The sequence below is a fragment of the Leucobacter sp. MMO-125 genome, assembly GCF_037148395.1.
Lineage (GTDB): Bacteria > Actinomycetota > Actinomycetes > Actinomycetales > Microbacteriaceae > Leucobacter.
In genome coordinates, this window is record NZ_JBBCTL010000001.1 from 1 (window position 1) to 20,009 (window position 20,009).

Genomic DNA, 20,009 nt, shown 5'->3' on the forward strand with positions numbered 1-20,009 from the left:
CGAGGGGGACCTCGTGGGAGAGTAGGACACCGCCGGACACCTTTTACAGAGGGTCGTACCGTGAACACCACAGAAGGTGCTCACCGTGCGACCCTCTACCCATTTAAAGACAGGAGAGCCCTGATGAACTTGCCGGAAACGGCGAGTTCATCAGGGCTTTTCTTGTTTGTGCACCCGGTGTAGGTCGCCTGGCAGCCGTATGCGAGGGTGGTGCCCGGCACTGCTTCCACCCAGTTCCGGGCGTTCGCGTCCGGTAGAATAGGTACACAAGACGACCGAACACGATGGAAGCGGGCCGCCTATGGGAGCGATGTCGAGCATACTGCTCCTCCTCGCTCTCAGCGCCCTCGTTACACACCCGCTCGTTCGTCGTTTCGGGCGACGCATCTTCGTGGGCCTTTCCTTACTGGTCGCCGGCGTCTTCGTGGCGCTGCTGCTGATCGCACAGCCCGTCTTCGCAGGCGGTGCAATCGTCGAGACGATCGAGTGGGTGCCGCAGCTCGATTTGAGCGTGACACTGCGGCTTGACGCGGTATCCGCCCTCTTCGCGCTGCTCGTCACCGGTGCCGGCGCGCTCGTGCTGCTCTATTGTGCAAGCTACTTCGAAGACGGCGAGCAAGGGCTCGCGCGCTTCGCCGCGGTCTTCATGGGCTTCGCCACCTCGATGCTCGGCCTCGTGCTCGCCGACGACATCTACCTCCTTTTCATCTTCTGGGAGGGCACCACAGTGTTCTCCTTCCTGCTGATCGGCCATGTGACCCGCCTGCGTACCGCGAACTCCGCGGCCCTGCAGGCCCTCATGGTGACCACTCTTGGCGGGCTCGCCATGCTTGTCGGCTTTGTGCTGCTCGCCCAGCAGGCGGGCACGTCGCTGCTCTCCGAGATCGTGGCCGATCCGCCACAGGGGCCCGTGGCCACAACCGCGGTGTATCTGCTGCTTGCCGGCGCACTTTCGAAGTCAGCGATCTTCCCATTCCACTTCTGGCTCCCCGGTGCCATGGCTGCACCCACCCCCGTCAGCGCGTACCTGCACGCCGCCGCGATGGTGAAAGCAGGTATCTACCTGATCGCCAGGATCGGCCCGGGGTTCAGCGATGTGCCTGGCTATCACGAAACCCTCGTGATTCTCGGCGCGATCACGATGCTCAACGGCGGTATTCGCGCGCTCAAGCAGTTCGACATCAAGCTCATTGTCGCCCACGGCACCGTCAGCCAGCTCGGGCTGCTCGTGATGGTGTTCGGCATCGGTGATCCGCGCACCTCTTACGCAGGCTTCGCACTGCTCTTCGCTCACGCCGTCGCCAAGGCGCCGCTCTTCCTCGCAGTGGGCATCATCGACCACTCTACGGGCACGCGCGATCTGCGAAAGCTCTGCGGGCTGGGCCGTCGCCTGCCGATCCTCACGGCCATCACCGTTGTCGCCGCCGCCTCGATGGCGGGCGTGCCACCATTCATCGGATTCGTGGCGAAAGAGTCGGCGTTCGCAGAACTGCTGAGCATCGGTGCCGCAGAGCCGCTGGCGATGTTCGCATTCGGAGTCGCCGCCGTTGGCAGCGTGCTCACGGTGGCCTACATGGGGCGCTTCCTGTGGGGAGCCTTCGCCGACAAAGCCGGTACCCGTGAATGCACCATCGTGCACCGCCCGGCCGGGGAACTCTTCATCGCCCCCGCGATCTTCGCACTGCTGTCCCTCGCGGGCGGGCTGCTCGCGCCCCTCATTGATCCGCTGCTGCTGGCGATGGTGCCGCACACCGCAGCTGACGCACCCGAGCACCTGGCGCTGTGGCACGGCTTCACCACTCCGCTCGCAGTCTCGGCTGCGGTGCTGCTGCTCGGCGGGGTGCTCGCGGCGCTGCTCTCGCGCACTCGTGCGGTGATCCCGGCGCTACCCGAGCGGTTCTCTGCATCGCACGCCTACTGGGTCATGACGCACTGGCTCGACACACTTGCGCTGCGCCTCACCTCGCTCACCCAGCGCGGATCGCTGCCGTTCTACCTCGCAGTGATTCTCATCGTGCTCGTCGGCGCCCTGGGCGGCACGCTGCTCGTCACAGGGGAGTGGCCGGCTGAAATCGAACTGATGAGCTCGCCAGTGCAGCTGCCCATCGCCGTCATCATGAGCGTGGCCGCGATCTTCTCGCTGCGGGCCCGCACCCGCTTCCAATCGGTGGTGCTGGTGGGCGTCACGGGCTACGGCATGGCCGCAATCTTCGCCATGCACGGCGCCCCCGACCTCGCCCTCACCCAGGCGCTCGTCGAAACCGTCACCCTCATCGCCTTCGTGCTGGTGATCCGACGCCTCCCGCAGCGCATGGGCGCGGCGGCCAGCCGTCGCGTGCGCTGGGCGCGCGTCGCCATCGGTGTCTCCGTCGGTCTCGTGCTCGGCGCGGTCGCCGTGGTGGCGCTCGGCTCCCGCATCGACGACCCCATCTCGCTGCAGATCCCCGAGCTCGCTGCCGCGGGCGGCCACGGCTACAACGCGGTGAACGTGATGCTCGTCGACATTCGCGGCTGGGACACCATGGGGGAGCTCTCTGTGATCCTCGCCGCGGCAACCGGTGTCGCGTCGCTTGTGTTCCTGCGCACCCGCGCAGATCTCAGGCCCAAGCTGACCCGTCGTGCAGCGCGCTCCGAGGTGCGCGCTCACCTCATGCACGTCGCGGATCCGGATCACCCGGCGCAGCGGGTGTCCTGGCTGCTTGCGGGCCGTCATCTCGACCCAGCTCACCGTTCGATTCTGCTCGAGGTGGTGGTGCGACTTCTTTTCCACGGACTCATCATCCTGTCGATCTACCTGCTGCTCACCGGGCACAACACCCCCGGTGGCGGTTTCGCAGGCGGGCTCGTGGCAGGCCTCGCACTAGTCGCCCGTTACCTCGCCGGCGGCCGCTACGAACTCGGTGCGACCGTGCCGCTCGACGCCGGCCGGATTCTCGGCACCGGTCTCGCTCTCGCCGTGTCCATGGCGATCCTGCCGATGTTCTTCGGCCAGTCAGCGCTCGCCTCCGCGTGGATCGACGTCGACCTTGGACCCTTCGGCGTGCTGCCGCTGGTGACATCGACACTTTTCGACATCGGCGTCTACCTCGTAGTGTTCGGCCTGATTCTCGACGTGCTGCGCAGCCTCGGCGCCGAGATCGACGAGCACGAAGAAGCAGAGACCGCCGCCTTCGAAGAGGAGGTGAGCCGCTGGTGACCATGCCACTCGTGCTCGTCGCCGTGATGGTGGTGCTCTACGCCTGCGGCGTCTACTTGATGCTCGACCGCACCCTCACCAGGCTGCTGCTCGGCTTCCTGCTCGTGGGAAACGCGACCAATCTCCTCATTTTCTTGATGTCTGGATCCTTCGGGGCTGCTCCCATCGGCGGCGGGCCGGCCGAGGGAATGAGCGATCCGCTGCCGCAGGCGTTCATTCTCACCGCGATCGTGATCACCTTCGGGGTGAGCGCCTTCCTACTTGCCCTGATCTACCGCTCCTGGCGCCTCGCCCAGGACATGGACGACAGAGTGCAAGACGACGAGGCCGACCTCGAACTCGCGACCACCGAGGCGCTCACCACCGACGAGGTCACCGACGAAGATCTCGCCGAGGCCCCGGAGTTTTCAGACGATGACGACGACGAATCGCCGCAGCAGGACCCGGATCCGCACCCTGCTGCGCATGATGCGCCGCCCGCCGCCCGCGACGCAGCAGACGCCGCCCCGCATCACGACACGAAGTCACGCAGCAGCGCTGCCGCACGAGAGGGGGAGACGCAATGATGACAGTGCTCGTACCCCTCGTGGTGCTCGTGCCGCTGGCGAGCGCAGCCTTCGCGCTTGCGGTGCCCGGCCACCGCAAGCTGCAGCAGGGCATCACCCTGTTCTCCCTGACGGCCGTGCTCGCGCTGAGCGGCACGCTAATGTGGCTCGTCGATGCGCACGGCACCCTGGTGATGGAGGTGGGCGGCTGGGCCGCGCCCTTCGGCATCGCGCTCGTGGTCGACCGTGTCTCGGCTCTCATGCTTGTTGTCTCCTCCGTGGTGCTGCTCGGGGTGTTCGTGTTCTCCATCGGCCAGGGCCTCGCCGACGGCGACGAAGACACCCCGGTCTCGATTTACTACCCCACGTACCTCGTGCTGGGGGCGGGCGTGTTCAACGCCTTCATCGCGGGCGACCTCTTCAACCTCTACGTCGGCTTTGAAATTCTGCTCGTCTCGAGCTACGTGCTCATCACCCTTGGCGGCACCGCGCAGCGCATTCGGGCAGGCGTCACCTACGTCATCGTGTCGCTCGTTTCCTCAGTTCTGTTTCTCGCCACCATCGGTCTGATCTACGGCGCAACCGGCACCGTGAACATGGCGCAGCTGACGGTGCGTATCGCCGAACTGCCGAGCGAAGTGCAGCTGCTGCTCAACCTGGCGCTGCTCATCGCATTCGGGATCAAGGCCGCCGTGTTCCCGCTCTCCTTCTGGCTTCCCGACTCCTACCCCACGGCACCGGCGCCGGTCACTGCAGTGTTCGCAGGCCTGCTGACGAAAGTGGGCGTCTACGCGATCATCCGCAGCCAGACACTGCTCTTTCCGCAGTCGAGCGTTGACACGCTGCTCATGGTGGTCGCCGGCCTCACGCTGATCGTGGGAATCCTCGGCGCCGTATCGCAGCTCGACATCAAACGCTTGCTGTCATTCACGCTCATCAGCCACATCGGCTACATGATCTTCGGCATCGGCATGGCGAACGCCGCGGGCTTCGCGGCGACGATCTACTACATCGCCCACCACATCATCGTGCAGACCACACTCTTCCTCGCAGTGGGACTGATCGAACGCCAGGGCGGCACGACCTCCCTCGCAGGTCTCGGTGGACTGCTGCGCGCAGCTCCCGTGATCGCCGTGCTGTTCTTCATTCCGATGCTGAACCTCGGCGGCATTCCGCCGTTCTCCGGCTTCATCGGCAAGCTCGGTCTCTTCACGGTCGCAGCAGAACTCGCCACACCGGAGGCGTACTGGTTGATCGGCATCGGTGCGCTCGTATCGCTGCTCACGCTGTATGCGCTGGCGCGGGCATGGGTGCTCGCCTTTTGGCGACCTAAGAAGCGCGCCGAGGCCGAGGCACGAAGCCTCAAATCTCCGACCACCGAAACGCTCATACTGCGCGAGCGTGAGGAGGCGCTGCTGGAGCGCTTGCAGGATGCGCCCGGGGCGACTCCGAATCAGGAGAAGAAAGAGATCCCGCGTCTCATGTTCGCGGCCACCGCTGGCATGGTGGCTGTGAGCATCGCCCTCACCATTTTCGCTGGCCCGCTCTATGCCTACGCCGCGAGGGCCGGGCAAGACATGGCGGCCCCGGGCGAGATGGTGCAGCTCGTGCTCGGCGACACCCCGGGCAGTCTCGGCGGCGGCAGCGGAGACACCCGGCCTGGGGAGGACACGCGATGAGCGACACCGGATTCTCGGCCCCGCGCGCGGCACGGCGCGCTGAGTGGGGTGTGCGCCTGCACGAACTGCCCCTGCTGGTGGGGCTCGTGCTCCTGTGGACGATGCTGTGGCACGAGATCTCATTGCTGTCGGTGGTGAGCGGGATTGTGGTCGCCATCGTGGTGATGCGCGTGTTCTATCTGCCGCCCGTCGAGCTCGCGGGGCGCTTCAATGCCTGGTACGCACTGCGTTACCTGGGCTACTTCCTCTGGCACCTCGCGCTCGCATCGTGGCAGGTGGCGTGGCTCGCGGTGCGGCCAGGGCCGCCACCGCCGTGCTCGGTCATCGCGGTGCGACTGCGCACTCGATCCGATTTCATTCTCACGATGGTGGGGCTTACGACCTCGCTCATTCCGGGCTCGCTCGTCGCTGAGGTGGATCGCTTCGAGTCGATCCTCTATCTCCATGTGCTGAACACGCCGACGCAGAAGGAGATCACCGCGATGCGCCGCGAAGCCCGCCGTATCGAGCGCCTGCTCGTGATGACCCTCGGGTCGCGGGAAGAGATGAGGGAGTTGCGATGAGTGCCGCGATGCAGCTCCTCACCTTCCTCGCGGGGGCCGGGCTCACCTTTACCGCGCTTGCCGCAATCGTGCGTATTGTGCGCGGTCCCACGATCCTCGACCGCATGGTCGCCTCCGATGTACTGCTGACCACGCTCATGCTTGCCGTCGGCGCCGACATGGTGGTGCGCGGGCACACTGACACGATCCCACTCATGACGGTCATCGCCGCAACCGCAACGTTCGCGACCATCGTGGTGGCGCGCTACGTGAAGCGCCGGGCCGAGTCGCCACGGCCGCCAGAGCCGCGGAAGGGGGCCGGCCATGTTTAGCCTCGAACTCGTCGAGCAGCTCATGGATTTCGCCGCGGTGGTGTGCGTGCTGCTCGCCGCGGTGCTGTCGGTTGCCGCAGGCATTGGCCTGGTGCGCTTCCCGGACGCGCTCAGCCGACTGCACGCGGCGACGAAGCCGCAGATCTTCGGCCTGCTGCTCGTCATTGCGGCCATTGCGCTCGATCAGCGCTCCTTCGCGACGCTGTTGGCGCTGATCCCCGTGTTCGTGTTCCAGTCGCTCACCGCGCCGATTGCAGCGCACATGGTGGGCCGTGCCGCCTACCGCACCGGCCAACTCGACGACGACACTCTCGTCATCGACGAGCTCGGCCCGGCGATCGAGCAGGCTGCGCAGCGGGAAGAAGACTCAGGCCGATAGTGGCCCCGCATACACCAGGGGACCCCGGGCCGTAGCCCGGGGTCCCCTGCACCGCCTTCCGAATTATGCGTCCACGAGGTAGCGGCTGTACGCCGGCACCGTGAGGAAGGTGGGGAAGTCATCCCCGAGTGCGACGTCTTCGAACAGCTCGGCTGCGTCGTCGTAGCGGTCGCCCTCGAAGCGGGTGAAACCGGCGACGGCCTCTCGCACCAGCTCGGCAACCCAATCGCGAGTGATGCGGGTGCCCTCGGCGGTGGACTGATCCTGGTGGATCCACTGCCAGATCTGCGAGCGGCTGATCTCGGCGGTGGCGGCATCCTCCATGAGGTTGTCGATTGCGACAGCGCCGAGGCCGCGCAGCCAGGCCTCGATGTAGCGGATGCCGATCGAGACGTTCTCGCGCACACCGGCTTCGGTGATGTCGCGACCGATGTGCACGTCGAGCAGCTGCGCAGCGGTTACCTCGACGTCGTCGCGCTGGCGGTCGACCTGGTTGGGACGGTCGCCGAGCACGGCATCGAACTCGGCCCGGGCCACGGGGATGAGGTCGGGGTGGGCCACCCAGGTGCCGTCGAAGCCGTCAGTGGCTTCGCGCTGCTTGTCGGCGCGCACCTTCTCCTCGGCGCGGCGGGTGACCTCGGGGTCGCGGCGGTTGGGGATGAACGCGCTCATACCCCCGATGGCGTGGGCGCCGCGCTTGTGGCAGGTCTTCACGAGCAGTTCGGTGTAGGCGCGCATGAAGGGCACCGTCATGGTGACCTCGCTGCGGTCGGGGAGCACGAAGCGTGCGCCGCGGCCGCGGTAGTTCTTGATGATCGAGAAGATGTAGTCCCAGCGGCCGGCGTTGAGGCCTGCGATGTGGTCGCGCATCACGTAGAGGATCTCTTCCATCTCGAATGCGGCGGGGAGCGTCTCGATGAGCACAGTCGCGCGGATCGTGCCGTGGTCGAGGCCAAGCGCCTGTTCGGTGTAGGTGAAGATGTCGTCCCACAGCTTCGCCTCCTCGCTCGATTCGAGCTTGGCGATGTAGAAGTAGGGGCCGCGGCCGCGTGCGACGAGCTCGCGCGCATTGTGGAATGCGTAGAGGCCGAAGTCGACAAGGCTGCCGGAGGCTGCGCCCGACTGGCCCTGCGCATCGACGAAGCGCATGTGCTTCTCGACGAGGTGCCAGCCTCGGGGGCGCATCACGATGGTGGGGGTGCGTTCGGCGGTGACGCGATACTCCTTGCCTTCGGGGCTGGTGTATTCGAGCTGTTCGCGGATCGCGTCGAAGAGCGACAGCTGGCCGCCGATGACATTCTTCCAGGTGGGGCTGGTGGCATCCTCCTGGTCGGCAAGCCAGACACGGGCGCCCGAGTTCATCGCGTTGATGGTCATCTTCGGGTCGGTGGGGCCGGTGATCTCGACCCGGCGGTCCTCCAGGCCGGGGCCGGGGCCTGCGACGCGCCAGCTCGTATCTTCGCGGATCGCGCGGGTGTCGTCGCGGAACTTCGGATCGCGGCCGTTGCCGATCTCGTAGCGGCGGCGCTGCCGATCTGCGAGACGCTCGTGACGGGTGCTCGCGAAACGGTGGTGCAGTTCGGTGAGGAACTGCAGAGCCTCGGCGGTGAGGATCTCGTCGCTGCGGTCGAAGGGGCGGCCGGTGACCTCGATGCGCGGGCCGGCGGTGGAGGTGGCGGTCTGCTGCTGCGGGGCCGCCTGGGTGGTGATCATGATCGTATCCTTCGTGGTGTCCGTGAAGCGGATTGCGGTGTAGTTCCATCCTGAGGGGCGGATCGCGGGTCGATCTGCCCATTAGAGAGGTGAAGATTTGCGATTCTTCTGCTTGTCGGAAAAATGCTTGTCTGGCAGCATGGAGGCATGACCCTTCTCGACCGTGCTGATCCGCACCGCACAGATGCGCTCCGCAGCTCCCGCCTGCTCCGCAGCGATGAGGCTCGTGGTGCGGCCGCCCAGTCCGAGGCGGAAGAGGGCGGCGACGCCCTCACCCTCGGACGACGCATTCGTGAGCGCCGCACCGAGCTGGGGCTCACCCTCGAACAGCTCGCGGCCGCCGTCGACCGGGCACCGTCGCAGCTTTCCGCAATCGAGAATGGCAAGCGCGAGCCGCGGCTGCCACTGCTGCGCGCTATCGCCGCCGAGCTCGGGTCAACCGTCGACGAACTCCTCGTCGACGAGGCCCCGAGCGAGCGCGCCGCCCTCGAGATCGCGGTGGAGCGCGCGCAACGGGGCTCGGTCTTTCAGTCGCTCGGGCTGCAGCCGATCCGCGTGTCGAAAGCGACGAGCGACGAAACACTGCGCGCGCTTCTCGGCCTGCACCAAGAAGTCGAGCGGCTCAACCGCGAACGCGCCGCAACCCCCGAGGAGGCGCGTCGCGCAAACACTGAGCTGCGCGCCGAGATGCGCGTCGCCGGCAACTACTTCCCGGAGCTTGAACGGGCCGCGTCGCAGCTGCTCGACAGCGTGGGCTACGGGGGAGGGCCCGTGTCGCAGCAGGCCATTTCGACAGTGGCTGAGCGCTTGGGCTTCAGCCTGCACTACGTATCCGACATGCCGCACTCGACGCGCTCGGTGATCGATCGCCGCAACGGCCGCATCTACCTCAGCAGCAACCTGCCGTCGCGCGACGCCCGCGCACCCATCCTGCGCGCACTTGCGAGCTTGGTGTGCGGCCACGAAGAACCACGTAACTACGGCGACTTTTTGCGCCAGCGGGTCGAGGCGAACTATCTCGCCGGGGCGGTGTTGCTGCCGGAATCGTCAGCGGTGGAGCTGCTCGCTGAGGCGAAGCGGCAGCGGCAGATTTCGATGGAGGATCTGCGCGATGCCTTCGGCGTCTCCTACGAAATGGCGGCGCACCGTTTCACGAACCTCGCAACCGAACGGCTTGGCTTGCAGGTGCACTTCATGAAGGCGCACGAATCGGGCACCCTCATCAAGGCCTACGAGAACGACGGGGTGCGCTTCCCTTCTGACGCGCTCGGCAATCTTGAGGGGGCAACAGTGTGTCGAAACTGGACCGCCCGCACCATCTTCGGCCAGCCCGATCGCTTCAATCCCTGGTACCAGTACACCGACATGGCTGCGGGCGGCACCTACTGGTGCACCTCGCGGGTGGAGAAGGCCAAAGAGGGCCTCTACTCGGTGAGCGTGGGGGTGCGCTTCGAAGACGTGAAGTGGTTTCGAGGGCGCGAGACCTCGCACCGCTCGCAATCATTCTGCCCCGACGACCGCTGCTGCCGCCGGGCGTCGAGCGAACTGACGCGCAAGTGGGAAGCCGCGGCCTGGCCCGAGGCCGCAACGCCGACGAGTCTGCTCGCCGCACTCCCTGTCGGCACCTTCCCCGGCGTGGATACCAACGAAGTCTATGAGTTTCTCGACTCGCACGAGTGAATGGCGCTGGCGGGATGCGCGGGTGCCCGGGGCTGCGATAGCGTAGAGGGATCAAGCCGGACGACCGCTTGCGGTATCGAGATGAAATTGGGGGAGACATGACCGCTCAGAATCATGCCCGTCGCGCCGATCACACCGAGGCGCGCTCCACCCAGCAGTTCCGCGAAGACCTGGGGGCGCTGATCCACGCTCGTGCAACCGATCTCACGATCGATGAGCGCGAGGCCGTGGAGGCGCTGCCCTCGGGTGCTGCGCTGCTCGTCGTTCGTCGAGGCCCCGACCTCGGAGCGCGCTTCCTGCTCGACCAGGATGTCACCGTTGCCGGCCGGCACCCCGCCGTCGACATCTTCCTCGACGATGTCACTGTCTCGCGGCGGCACGCCGAGTTCCATCGCAAGGGCACGAATTTCTCGGTTGTCGATCTCGGTTCGCTCAACGGCACCTTCTGCGACGGCTCCCGCATCGACGGCGAAGTGCCGCTCGCAGACGGGGCAGAGGTGCAGGTGGGCAAGTTCCGCTTCACCTTCTTCGCCTCGCGTTTCGACCTCGGCGAGGTTGCCTGACATGGCGGCCGCCGCGGCAGCCCCATCGCAGGCAGGAAGCCTCCTCAGCATCGGGCAGGTGCTTGCCTGCCTGCAAGATGACTTCTCGGATCTCACCCCTTCGAAGCTGCGCTTCCTGGAAGAGCAGGGGCTCATCACCCCCGAGCGCACCAAGTCGGGCTACCGCAAGTTTTCGCAGCGGCACATCGAGCGCCTGCGGCTGATCCTCACACTGCAGCGCGATCACTATCTGCCATTGAAGGTGATCGCGGAGGTGCTTGACGAGATCGATGCCGGCCGCGATCCGATTATTCCCGGAGCTTCGCAGCGCAGTGCGTCGATGATCCTCGCGCCGCAGCGGGTGCTCAGCAGTGAAGAGCTGCGCCGTGCTACGGGTGCGAGCACTCGTTTCCTTGGCGAGGCGATCGCTGCGGGTCTGCTCCCTGCCGCAGAGGTGTTTCCGCATGACGCGGTGGCGCAGGTGGCGGCGCTGCTGAAGCTCGCCGAGCGCGGTATCACGCCGCGGCATCTGCGTTCGCTGCGAGTGTCGGCGGAGCGCGAAGCTGAACTCATCGCGCGAGCGGTCTCGACGCGCGGGGTGAAGGGCGGCACACCGCTCGGCACAGAAGATTCGCTCGAGCTGGCCGGCCATCTCGACACGGTGCGCTCCGGCGTGTTGCGGCGGCGTTTCGGAGGCGTCTGATCGGCGTCAGATCGGCGTGATTTCAACCTTCAACTTCTAGTCGAGGTCGACACTCCGAAATTGACCATCGACGGTCGTTGCACGGTGCCTGGCATCTGGGTACCGTTAGGGGAGTTCGGTGCCCCGCGCCGTTCGATCCGTGAAGAAAGGAAGACGATGGAGAACACTCAGCAGCCGTCTGGCGAGACGGCTTCTCCGTCGCCGGCCGACGCCCCCGAGAGCGCAGAGAGCACTCCCATCAGCGGAGCAGAGCCCCTCACGATCGATCCCGATCTGCTCTTCGACGACGGGCTGCCGAAGCCCAACCAGGAGGGCGGGTTCAAGGGTGCCACCGCCGCCCGCGCCGCGGGCATCACCTACCGCCAGCTCGACTACTGGGCCCGCACCGGCCTCGTCGAACCCACCGTGCGCAGCGCACAGGGCTCCGGCTCGCAGCGCCTCTACGGATTCCGAGACATCCTCGTGCTGAAGCTTGTGAAGCGCCTGCTCGACACGGGTATCTCACTGCAGCAGATCCGCACCGCCGTCGCGCAGCTCCACGAAGCTGGCGTGCACGACCTCTCTCGCACCACGCTCATGAGCGACGGCGCCAGCGTCTACCTCTGCACCTCGAACGACGAGGTCATCGACCTCGTCAGTCGTGGCCAGGGCGTTTTCGGTATCGCCGTCGGTAAGGTGCTGCGCGAGGTCGAGACCTCGCTCGTCGACATGGACGAGCATCGCGAGCAGGCCGATACCGCCGTAGATGAACTCGCCGTACGTCGCCAGGTGCGCAAGAAGATCTCCTGAATCTTACCGGGCGCCCTCGGTGCCCCGCATATGTAAAAAGCCCGGCGCAAGCCGGGCTTTTTGCGTACGCGCTAGTCTTCCACGACAGTGGCGGTGCGGCCAGGCCGCGACTTCGCCTCGCGCGCCGCATCCATCCCCGCGGAGCGCAGCACCCTGTCGAGCACCATGTCGAAGTTGCCGGCCATCTCCTGCGATGCCTCGCCCGGCCACATGTGCACAGGCTTCGCTGCACCCTGCGCCTGCTGCAACGAGGTGCGCTCCGGCAGCTGGGGGTTGAGCACCAGCGGGCCGAACATCTCGCGCAGCTCGCGGATGCGGAACTGATGCTCCATCGACTGCGGCTGCGTGCGGTTGATGAGAATGCCGAGCGGCTGCAAACGCGGGCTCACACCGCGGCGGATCTCCTCGATCGCACGCAGTGCGCGGTCGGTTGCGGCGACGGCGAACAGGCTCGGCTCCGCAACCACCAGCACCCGGTCGCTTGCGGCCCACGCCGTGCGGGTGAGAGCGTTGAGCGACGGCGCGCAGTCGATGAGCACGAGATCGTACTCCGACTCGACGACGGCAAGCGCTTCTTCGAGCTTCCAGATGTCGCGGGTCGAGGGGTGCGGGCCATCGAAGTTGATCGCCGAAGGGCTGCCGACCAGCAGGTCGATCGAACCGCCCTCGTGATATTCGTTCCAGCCGCTGCTTGCGATCGCAGCACGAACGGTCTTCTCTTTGGGATTCTCGAGAATGTCGGCAACCGTCGCGTAGCCGTCGGGGTTGACCGCGAGACCGGTGGAGACATCGGACTGCGGATCGAAGTCGACGACGAGCGTGCGCAGGCCCCGGGAGAAGGCGGCCGAGGCCAGGCCGAGCGTCACGGTCGTCTTGCCGACGCCGCCTTTGAGGGAACTCACACTCAAAACATGCACGTGGCAAGTTTAGTCGATACCGCACTGTGATCATCCAGAGTATTGCGAGAGACAATCGCCCGAATCCGTATTTTCACCCTCGAAAGCACCCTCGGCGGGGCGGTGAAGAGGCGAACGTGTATCTTGATATCGAACGACTTTTCGGCCTGGGCGACCGACGTTGCTTGATGCAGACGCTTGATACAGAGGGGTACTTCCGCATGTTCACAAAAGTTCTGGTTGCCAATCGAGGTGAGATCGCGATCCGCGCTTTCCGGGCCGCGCACGAGCTCGGCGCCTCCACCGTGGCAGTCTTCCCCTACGAGGATCGCAACTCGCTGCACCGACTGAAAGCCGATGAGGCCTACCTGATCGGAGAGGTCGGGCATCCCGTGCGCGCCTACCTCGACGTCGCAGAGATCGTGCGTGTCGCCCAAGAATCCGGCGCCGACGCGATTTACCCCGGCTACGGATTCCTCTCTGAGAACCCGGATCTCGCAGCAGCCGCCGAGGCTGCCGGGATACGATTCATCGGCCCGGGGCGGCAAGCACTCGAGATGGCGGGCAACAAGGTCGCCGCGAAAGAGCACGCGATCGCGGCCGGCGTGCCCGTGCTCGCGTCGACCCCGCCGTCGACAGACATCGACGCGCTGATCGCAGGCGCGCGCGACATCGGCTTCCCCGTCTTCGCGAAGGCCGTAGCCGGCGGTGGCGGGCGCGGTATGCGAAGGGTCGAACGCGAAGAAGATCTGCGTGACGCGCTTGAGGCCGCCATGCGCGAAGCAGAGTCGGCTTTCGGTGATCCGACGATGTTTATCGAACAGGCCGTGCTGCGCCCTCGTCACATCGAAGTGCAGGTGCTCGCCGATAAGACGGGCGCGACGGTGCACCTCTATGAGCGCGATTGCTCGGTGCAGCGCCGCCACCAGAAGGTCGTGGAGATCGCGCCGGCACCGAACCTCGATCCCGCGATTCGCGATGCGTTGACCCGCGACGCAATCGCCTTCGCGAAGTCGATCGGCTACGAGAACGCTGGCACCGTCGAGTTCTTGCTCGACACCGAGGGGGATCGTGCCGGGAAGCACGTCTTCATCGAGATGAACCCCCGCATCCAGGTCGAGCACACCGTAACCGAGGAGGTCACCGACGTCGATCTCGTGCGCGCACAGATGCGGATCGCGGCGGGCGAGACGCTCGAACAGCTCGAACTTCGCCAGGAGGACATCAAGCTGCGCGGTGCCGCGCTGCAGTGTCGCATCACCACTGAAGACCCGGCCAACGGGTTCCGCCCGGACCTCGGCCGAATCACCGCCTACCGCTCGCCGGGCGGCGGCGGCGTGCGCCTCGACGGCGGCACGATCAACGCCGGCGCGCAGATCAGCCCGCACTTCGACTCCATGCTCGCGAAGCTCACCTGCCGTGGGCGCACCTTCGACGATGCTGTGGTGCGTGCTCGCCGCGCGCTTGCCGAGTTCCGCATCCGCGGGGTCGCCACCAACATTCCCTTCCTCCAGGCCGTGCTCGCCGACCCTGCCTTCAAGGCGGGCGACATCGCGACCTCGTTCATCGAGGAACGGCCCGAGCTGCTGCAAATGAACAAGCCGAAGGATCGCGCCACCCGTCTGCTGCAGCACGTTGCCAACGTTACTGTCAACCAACCGAACGGCCCCCGTCCCGGAGCGTTCGACCCGGCGGCGAAGGTGCCAACCGCCGATCTGAGCCGCCCGGCGCCTGCCGGGTACCGCCAGCGGCTCCTCGAACTCGGCCCTGAGGGCTACGCGAAGAGCCTGCGAGAGCAGACCGCGCTCGCGGTCACCGAGACCACCTTCCGTGATGCACACCAGTCGCTACTGGCGACGCGGGTGCGCACGCGCGATCTCGTGCGCATCGCCCCCTACGTTGCACGGCTCACTCCCGAACTGTGGTCGGTCGAAGCCTGGGGCGGTGCCACCTACGACGTGGCGCTGCGATTCTTGGGAGAAGACCCCTGGGAGCGACTCGCGGCGCTGCGCGAAGCACTGCCGAACGTGCCCATCCAGATGCTGCTGCGCGGCCAGAACACTGTGGGCTACACGCCCTACCCGAAGCAGGTGGCCCAAGCGTTCGTGCGCGAAGCTGCTGCCACCGGCGTCGACGTATTCCGCATCTTCGACGCGCTCAACGACGTGAATCAAATGCGAATCGCCATCGACGCCGTGCGCGAATCCGGCACCGCCGTCGCCGAGGTGGCTATGGCCTACACGGGCAATCTGCTCGATCCCGCCGAGAACAAATACACCCTCGACTACTACCTCCGCCTCGCCGAAGAGATTGTCGAGGCCGGCGCGCACGTGCTCGCTATCAAGGACATGGCCGGTCTGTTGCGGCCCGCCGCCGCTGCGAAGCTGGTGCGGGCACTGCGAGAGCGCTTCGCGCTGCCCGTGCACCTGCATACGCACGACACCCCCGGTGGGCAGCTCGCCACGCTGCTGGCAGCCTCCGATGCCGGTGTCGACGCTGTCGATGCGGCATCGGCACCGATGTCGGGCACCACGAGCCAACCATCGCTGTCAGCGCTCGTCGCAGCGCTCGCGAACACCGAGCGCGATACCGGGCTCGACGCCGAAGCGGTCTTCGGGCTCGAGCCATACTGGGATGCGGTGCGTAGCCTCTACAAGCCCTTCGAATCAGGCCTGCCCTCACCTACAGGGCGGGTGTACACCCACGAGATCCCAGGCGGGCAACTCTCGAACCTGCGGCAGCAGGCCATCGCCCTCGGTCTTGCCGAGAACTTCGAGAAGATCGAAGACATGTATGCGGCGGCAGATCGTATCCTCGGTCGCATTCCCAAGGTGACGCCCTCCTCGAAGGTCGTCGGCGACCTCGCCCTGCACCTTGCAGCTGTCGACGCCGATCCCGCCGACTTCGAACAGAATCCCGCGAGCTACGATGTTCCCGACTCGGTCGTGGGCTTCCTCGCGGGCGAACTGGGGGAGATTCCCGGAGGTTGGCCCGAGCCATTCCGTTCAAAGGTGCTTGCGGGACGCCGCATCGACATCGGGCAGGCCCCGATCAGTGCTGAGGATCAAGCACTGCTCACGGGCACCAGCGCCGAGCGCCGCGCCACCCTCAACAGGCTGCTCTTCCCTGCGCCGACTCGCCAGTACGAGGCCGCGCGTGATCAGTTCGGCGACCTCTCGGTGCTCGATACCCCCGAATATCTGTATGGGCTCGAAGCCGGAGAGGAGCGCGCAATCGACCTTGCCAAGGGCGTGCGTCTCTACGTGGGACTCGAAGCCATCGGAGAGGCTGACGACCGGGGCGTGCGCACCGTCATGGTGCGGGTGAATGGCCAGCTGCGGCAGGTCTTCGTTAAGGACGAGAGCGTTGCCGTCGATGCGCCTCTGGCCGAGAAAGCCGACCGTACGGTGCCGGGCCATGTCGCTGCACCCTTCTCGGGCACCGTGACCGTCAAAGTCACCCCCGGTGAGAGTGTGGAGGCCGGTCAGCCCGTCGCCACGATCGAGGCGATGAAGATGGAGGCCGCGATCACCGCTTCCGTTGCAGGCACGGTCGAGCGGGTCGTCTTCACGGGCACCCGCGCGCTCGAGGCCGGAGATCTCATCGTCGTTATCGGCTGAGTGGACGGGCGCTCACCATCTGGCTGCTCGCGCGCGTGGAGGCCCGGGAATGCGGGGTGCGGGTGCGCGGGCGGCTGGCACGGTCGAGGCTGCGCGGTGCGCACCGGGCGGCCTCGGCTAAGCTGGATCACTATGGCGATTCGAGAGATCAGACTGTTCGGCGACCCTGTGCTGCGCACCGTGTGCGAGCCGATCACTGAGATCGACGACGGTGTACGGCAGCTGGTCGTGGACCTTTGCGAGACCGTCGAGATGGACGGCAGGGCCGGTCTCGCGGCCACCCAGATCGGCCACACGCAGCGGGCGTTCAGCCTGCACATCGACGGGAAGGTCAGCTACGTGCTCAACCCGGAGATCGTGGCGCTCGAGGGTGAGCCGGTGCCCACGGGGGAGGGCTGTCTCTCGGTTCCCGACCTCTGGTTCGAGGTGGTGCGCTACCCGCGTGCCACGGTGCGGGGGATTGACCTCGACGGTGCGGAGATCGTGATCTCGGGCGAAGGGCTGCTTGCACAGGCGTTGCAGCACGAGTGCGACCACCTCGACGGCAAGCTCTACATCAACAGGCTCGACCGTGAGGCGCGCGGCGAAGCGATGCGTCAGATCCGCACCTCTGCCTGGTTCTGACCCGTCGCTCCTCGGCCCGCTGCAGCGCTGCTGCGCACCGCTGACAGATACGACTTCGCCCCGCCCCGCCCATGAACTCGGGTGCGGGGCGGGGCGAAACCTTGCCAGGCGACTCAGCGCGGGGTGCTCAGCGCCTCGGTCTGCGGGTTGTCGCCGTAGAGCTTCGCGATCTCGCCCGCGAAGTCGCGCAGAATGTTGTCGCGCTTGATGCTCATCTTCGGGGTGAGGTGGCCGTTCGCCTCGATGAATTCGGTGGGCAGGATCACGAACTTGCGGATCGACTCGGCCCGCGAGACGTGCTGGTTGCCGCGATCGATGGCGCTCTGCACCTCGGCGAGCACCTTGGGATGCCGGGCTGCCTCCTCGAGGGTCATGTTCGGATCTTCGCCGTTGTTGTTCAGCCAGGCGGGCAGCATTTCAGGATCGAGCGTGACGAGTGCCGAGATGAAGGGCTTCTGATCGCCGACCACCACCACCTGCCCGATGATCGTGTTGGACCGGATCGGATCTTCAAGCACGGCGGGGGCGACATTCTTGCCGCCGGCGGTGACGATGATCTCCTTCTTGCGGCCGGTGATCGACAAATAGCCGTCGCTGTCGAGCGAGCCCAGATCGCCGGTGCGGAAAAATCCGTCCGCGGTGAAGACCTCGCGAGTTGCCTCGGGGTTGTTCCAGTACTCCTTGAACACGTCGATGCCCTTGACCTCGATCTCGCCGTCTTCGGCGATGCGCACGGTGTGGCCGGGGAGCGCCGGGCCCACGGTGCCGATCTTGAACTTGTCAGGCAGGTTCACGGTGACGGGTGCTGTGGTCTCGGTGAGTCCGTACCCCTCGAGGATCTTCACGCCGAGGCTGCGGTAGAAATGCCCGAGGTAGTGGCTGAGCGGGGCCGAACCTGAGATCGCGTACTTAACGCGACCGCCGAGGCGCTCCCGCAGCTTCGCGTAGACGAGTTTGTCGAACAGCTTGAACTTGAGCCCCAGCATGAAGGGCACCGATCCTGCGTCGAGCGCTTCCGAGTGCTCGACCGCAACCTTCGCGGCTGCGCGGAAGATCTTGCCCTTGCCCTCGGCCTCGGTCTTCTGCTCGGCCGAGTTGTACACCTTCTCGAAGACGCGGGGCACTGCGAGGAGGAAGGTGGGCTGAAACGATCCGAGCGCGGGTAGCAGCTGAGTGGTGTCGGCCTGGTGGCCCACGCGCACACCGGCGTGCACCGCGAGCACCGAGATGAAGCGGGCGAAGACGTGCGCAAGGGTGACGAAGAGCAGCGTCGACGCACCCGGCTGCTGCACCACCTCTGAGAGCGCCGCAGCGGAGTTGCGCGAGAGGTCGACGAAGTTCGCGTGCGTGAGCACGCAACCCTTCGGGCGGCCGGTCGAACCCGAGGTGTAGATGAGGGTGGCCATATCGGCACCCACCGCGAGGTTGCGGCGGCGCTCGATTTCTGCGTCTTCGACAGCGGCGCCGCTGCGCGGCAGCGTCTCAAGGGCACCCTCGTCGAAGCGCCAGTGCAGCTCGACGCCGGGTGCCTCGGAGCTGATCTCCTCGAAGCGCTCCGCTAGCTCGGTCGTGGCGGAGATCATGGCGCGTGCGCCTGAATCCTCGAGAATCCAGTGGATCTGCAGCGGCGACGAGGTCTCGTAGATCGGCACCATCACCGCGCCTGCGTAGTGGATCGCGAAGTCGACGAGCGACCACTCGTAGCTCGTCTTGCACATAAACGCGATACGGTCGCCCGGCTCGATGCCTGCTGCGACGAGGCCCTTCGCGAGTGCGATTACCTCAGCGCGGAACTCGGCCGCGGAGATATCGCGCCAGCCCTCGCCCTGAGGAACGGCGAAGATCGGCCGATCGGGTGTGGCCTCAACCCGCTGCTCGAGCAGGTCGGTGATGTTGTCATCCGGAACGGGCGGGATGAGAATGGGGGTCTCGGACAGATTCACGGCAGCTCCCTTGACACTCATGCATCGGTCTCTGCGATGCGGGCGTTCCGCATCTGCTCGTGTTTCACCCTATATGCATACCCCCGCGCCGCTCCGGCTCGGCTATTGTGTTCAACGTCGAGAGAAAGCTGCGGGTTGTGCTGTATTGGATCTTTAAAAACCTGATCATCGGGCCGTTCCTGAAAACGGTGTACCGCCCGTGGGTAGAGGGTGCCGAGAATATTCCGGCGTCGGGGCCTGTAATTATTGTGGGAAACCACCTGTCGGTCATCGATTCCTTCTTCATGCCACTCATGATCGATCGGCGGGTCTACTTCCTCGCTAAGAGCGACTACTTCACCGGAAAAGGTCTGAAGGGCTGGCTCGTTAAGAACTTCATGCTCGGTGTGGGACAGCTCCCCATCGATCGCTCCGGCGGGAAAGCCTCCGAAGCCTCGCTCAACACCGGTCTAGCCGTGCTCGATCGAGGCGACGTGCTCGGCATCTACCCCGAGGGCACGCGCAGCCCTGACGCGCGCCTTTACCGGGGTCGCACCGGGGTGGCCCGCCTCGTGCTGGAATCGGGTGCGCTTGTCGTGCCCGCAGTGATGATCGACACCGAGAAGGCGATGCCGATCGGCGCGAAGTTCCCGAAGATCCGCCGCATCGGTACGGTGATCGGCAAACCCCTCGACTTCAGCCGCTTCTCGGGCATGAGCGCCGACCGCTTCGTGCTGCGCAGCGTCACCGACGAGATCATGCTCGAAATTCAGCGCCTCAGCGGTCAGCAGTACGTCGACGTCTACGCCTCCAGCGTACGCAAGCCCTGAACGGCCAGATCCGCCCC

16 protein-coding genes are annotated in these 20,009 nt (G+C 65.9%); 13 read left to right on the forward strand and 3 right to left on the reverse strand.

The features are described 5' to 3' along the window. Positions 1 to 301: 301 nt before the first annotated feature. From WFI54_RS00005 to mnhG, 6 genes are read left to right on the forward strand one after another with little or no spacing between them, the layout of a single operon-like run. A complete protein-coding gene (locus WFI54_RS00005) occupies positions 302 to 3,196 on the forward strand; it encodes a Na+/H+ antiporter subunit A (protein WP_442918446.1) in 2,895 nt (964 codons plus the stop codon). Beyond that, positions 3,193 to 3,762 (forward strand): Na(+)/H(+) antiporter subunit C, encoded by a 570-nt coding sequence (locus WFI54_RS00010; RefSeq protein ID WP_336650767.1) that lies wholly within the window; start codon positions 3,193 to 3,195, stop codon positions 3,760 to 3,762. The genes WFI54_RS00005 and WFI54_RS00010 overlap by 4 nt, the downstream gene beginning before the upstream one ends. Further along, on the forward strand, positions 3,762 to 5,420 hold the full coding sequence (locus tag WFI54_RS00015) for a Na+/H+ antiporter subunit D (RefSeq protein ID WP_336651621.1): 1,659 nt from the start codon (positions 3,762 to 3,764) through the stop codon (positions 5,418 to 5,420). The genes WFI54_RS00010 and WFI54_RS00015 overlap by 1 nt, the downstream gene beginning before the upstream one ends. Beyond that, a complete protein-coding gene (locus tag WFI54_RS00020) occupies positions 5,417 to 5,983 on the forward strand; it encodes a Na+/H+ antiporter subunit E (RefSeq protein WP_336650768.1) in 567 nt (188 codons plus the stop codon). The genes WFI54_RS00015 and WFI54_RS00020 overlap by 4 nt, the downstream gene beginning before the upstream one ends. After that, complete coding sequence (locus WFI54_RS00025) at positions 5,980 to 6,294, forward strand: monovalent cation/H+ antiporter complex subunit F (RefSeq protein ID WP_336650769.1); 315 nt, start codon at positions 5,980 to 5,982, stop codon at positions 6,292 to 6,294. Before WFI54_RS00020 ends, WFI54_RS00025 begins: the two co-directional genes overlap by 4 nt. Continuing rightward, entirely contained in the window at positions 6,287 to 6,673 is a 387-nt protein-coding gene (mnhG, locus tag WFI54_RS00030) for a monovalent cation/H(+) antiporter subunit G (protein ID WP_336650770.1), read from the forward strand. Before WFI54_RS00025 ends, mnhG begins: the two co-directional genes overlap by 8 nt. Positions 6,674 to 6,736: 63 nt before the next feature. Here the strand turns inward: mnhG and aceB are convergent, their stop codons facing one another. Beyond that, the gene (aceB, locus tag WFI54_RS00035) at positions 6,737 to 8,386 is read right to left on the reverse strand and encodes a malate synthase A (RefSeq protein ID WP_336650771.1); all 1,650 of its coding nucleotides are present in this window, start codon (positions 8,384 to 8,386) and stop codon (positions 6,737 to 6,739) included. Positions 8,387 to 8,533: 147 nt separating this feature from the next. Between aceB and WFI54_RS00040 the strand changes: the two genes are divergently transcribed. From WFI54_RS00040 to WFI54_RS00055, 4 genes are all read left to right on the forward strand, one after another. Continuing rightward, complete coding sequence (locus WFI54_RS00040) at positions 8,534 to 10,066, forward strand: helix-turn-helix domain-containing protein (RefSeq protein WP_336650772.1); 1,533 nt, start codon at positions 8,534 to 8,536, stop codon at positions 10,064 to 10,066. Positions 10,067 to 10,164: 98 nt separating this feature from the next. Next, a complete protein-coding gene (locus WFI54_RS00045; protein WP_336650773.1) occupies positions 10,165 to 10,629 on the forward strand; it encodes an FHA domain-containing protein in 465 nt (154 codons plus the stop codon). A gap of 1 nt (position 10,630) precedes the next feature. Continuing rightward, positions 10,631 to 11,311, forward strand: coding sequence for a transcriptional regulator FtsR (gene ftsR, locus WFI54_RS00050; protein ID WP_336650774.1), 681 nt, complete (start codon positions 10,631 to 10,633; stop codon positions 11,309 to 11,311). 156 nt (positions 11,312 to 11,467) lie between these two features. Beyond that, entirely contained in the window at positions 11,468 to 12,100 is a 633-nt protein-coding gene (locus tag WFI54_RS00055) for a MerR family transcriptional regulator (RefSeq protein WP_336650775.1), read from the forward strand. Between the two features lie 71 nt (positions 12,101 to 12,171). Here the strand turns inward: WFI54_RS00055 and WFI54_RS00060 are convergent, their stop codons facing one another. Then, the gene (locus tag WFI54_RS00060; protein WP_336650776.1) at positions 12,172 to 13,017 is read right to left on the reverse strand and encodes a ParA family protein; all 846 of its coding nucleotides are present in this window, start codon (positions 13,015 to 13,017) and stop codon (positions 12,172 to 12,174) included. Positions 13,018 to 13,217: 200 nt separating this feature from the next. Between WFI54_RS00060 and WFI54_RS00065 the strand changes: the two genes are divergently transcribed. Next, entirely contained in the window at positions 13,218 to 16,616 is a 3,399-nt protein-coding gene (locus WFI54_RS00065) for a pyruvate carboxylase (RefSeq protein ID WP_336650777.1), read from the forward strand. 132 nt (positions 16,617 to 16,748) lie between these two features. After that, a complete protein-coding gene (gene def / locus WFI54_RS00070) occupies positions 16,749 to 17,240 on the forward strand; it encodes a peptide deformylase (protein WP_336650778.1) in 492 nt (163 codons plus the stop codon). 113 nt (positions 17,241 to 17,353) lie between these two features. On the opposite strand, the gene WFI54_RS00075 is transcribed toward def, so the two are convergent. Then, the gene (locus WFI54_RS00075) at positions 17,354 to 19,204 is read right to left on the reverse strand and encodes an AMP-dependent synthetase/ligase (RefSeq protein WP_336650779.1); all 1,851 of its coding nucleotides are present in this window, start codon (positions 19,202 to 19,204) and stop codon (positions 17,354 to 17,356) included. 116 nt (positions 19,205 to 19,320) lie between these two features. Here WFI54_RS00075 and WFI54_RS00080 point away from each other — a divergent pair, with 116 nt between their 5' ends. After that, a complete protein-coding gene (locus WFI54_RS00080) occupies positions 19,321 to 19,992 on the forward strand; it encodes a lysophospholipid acyltransferase family protein (protein WP_336650780.1) in 672 nt (223 codons plus the stop codon). Positions 19,993 to 20,009: the final 17 nt, after the last annotated feature.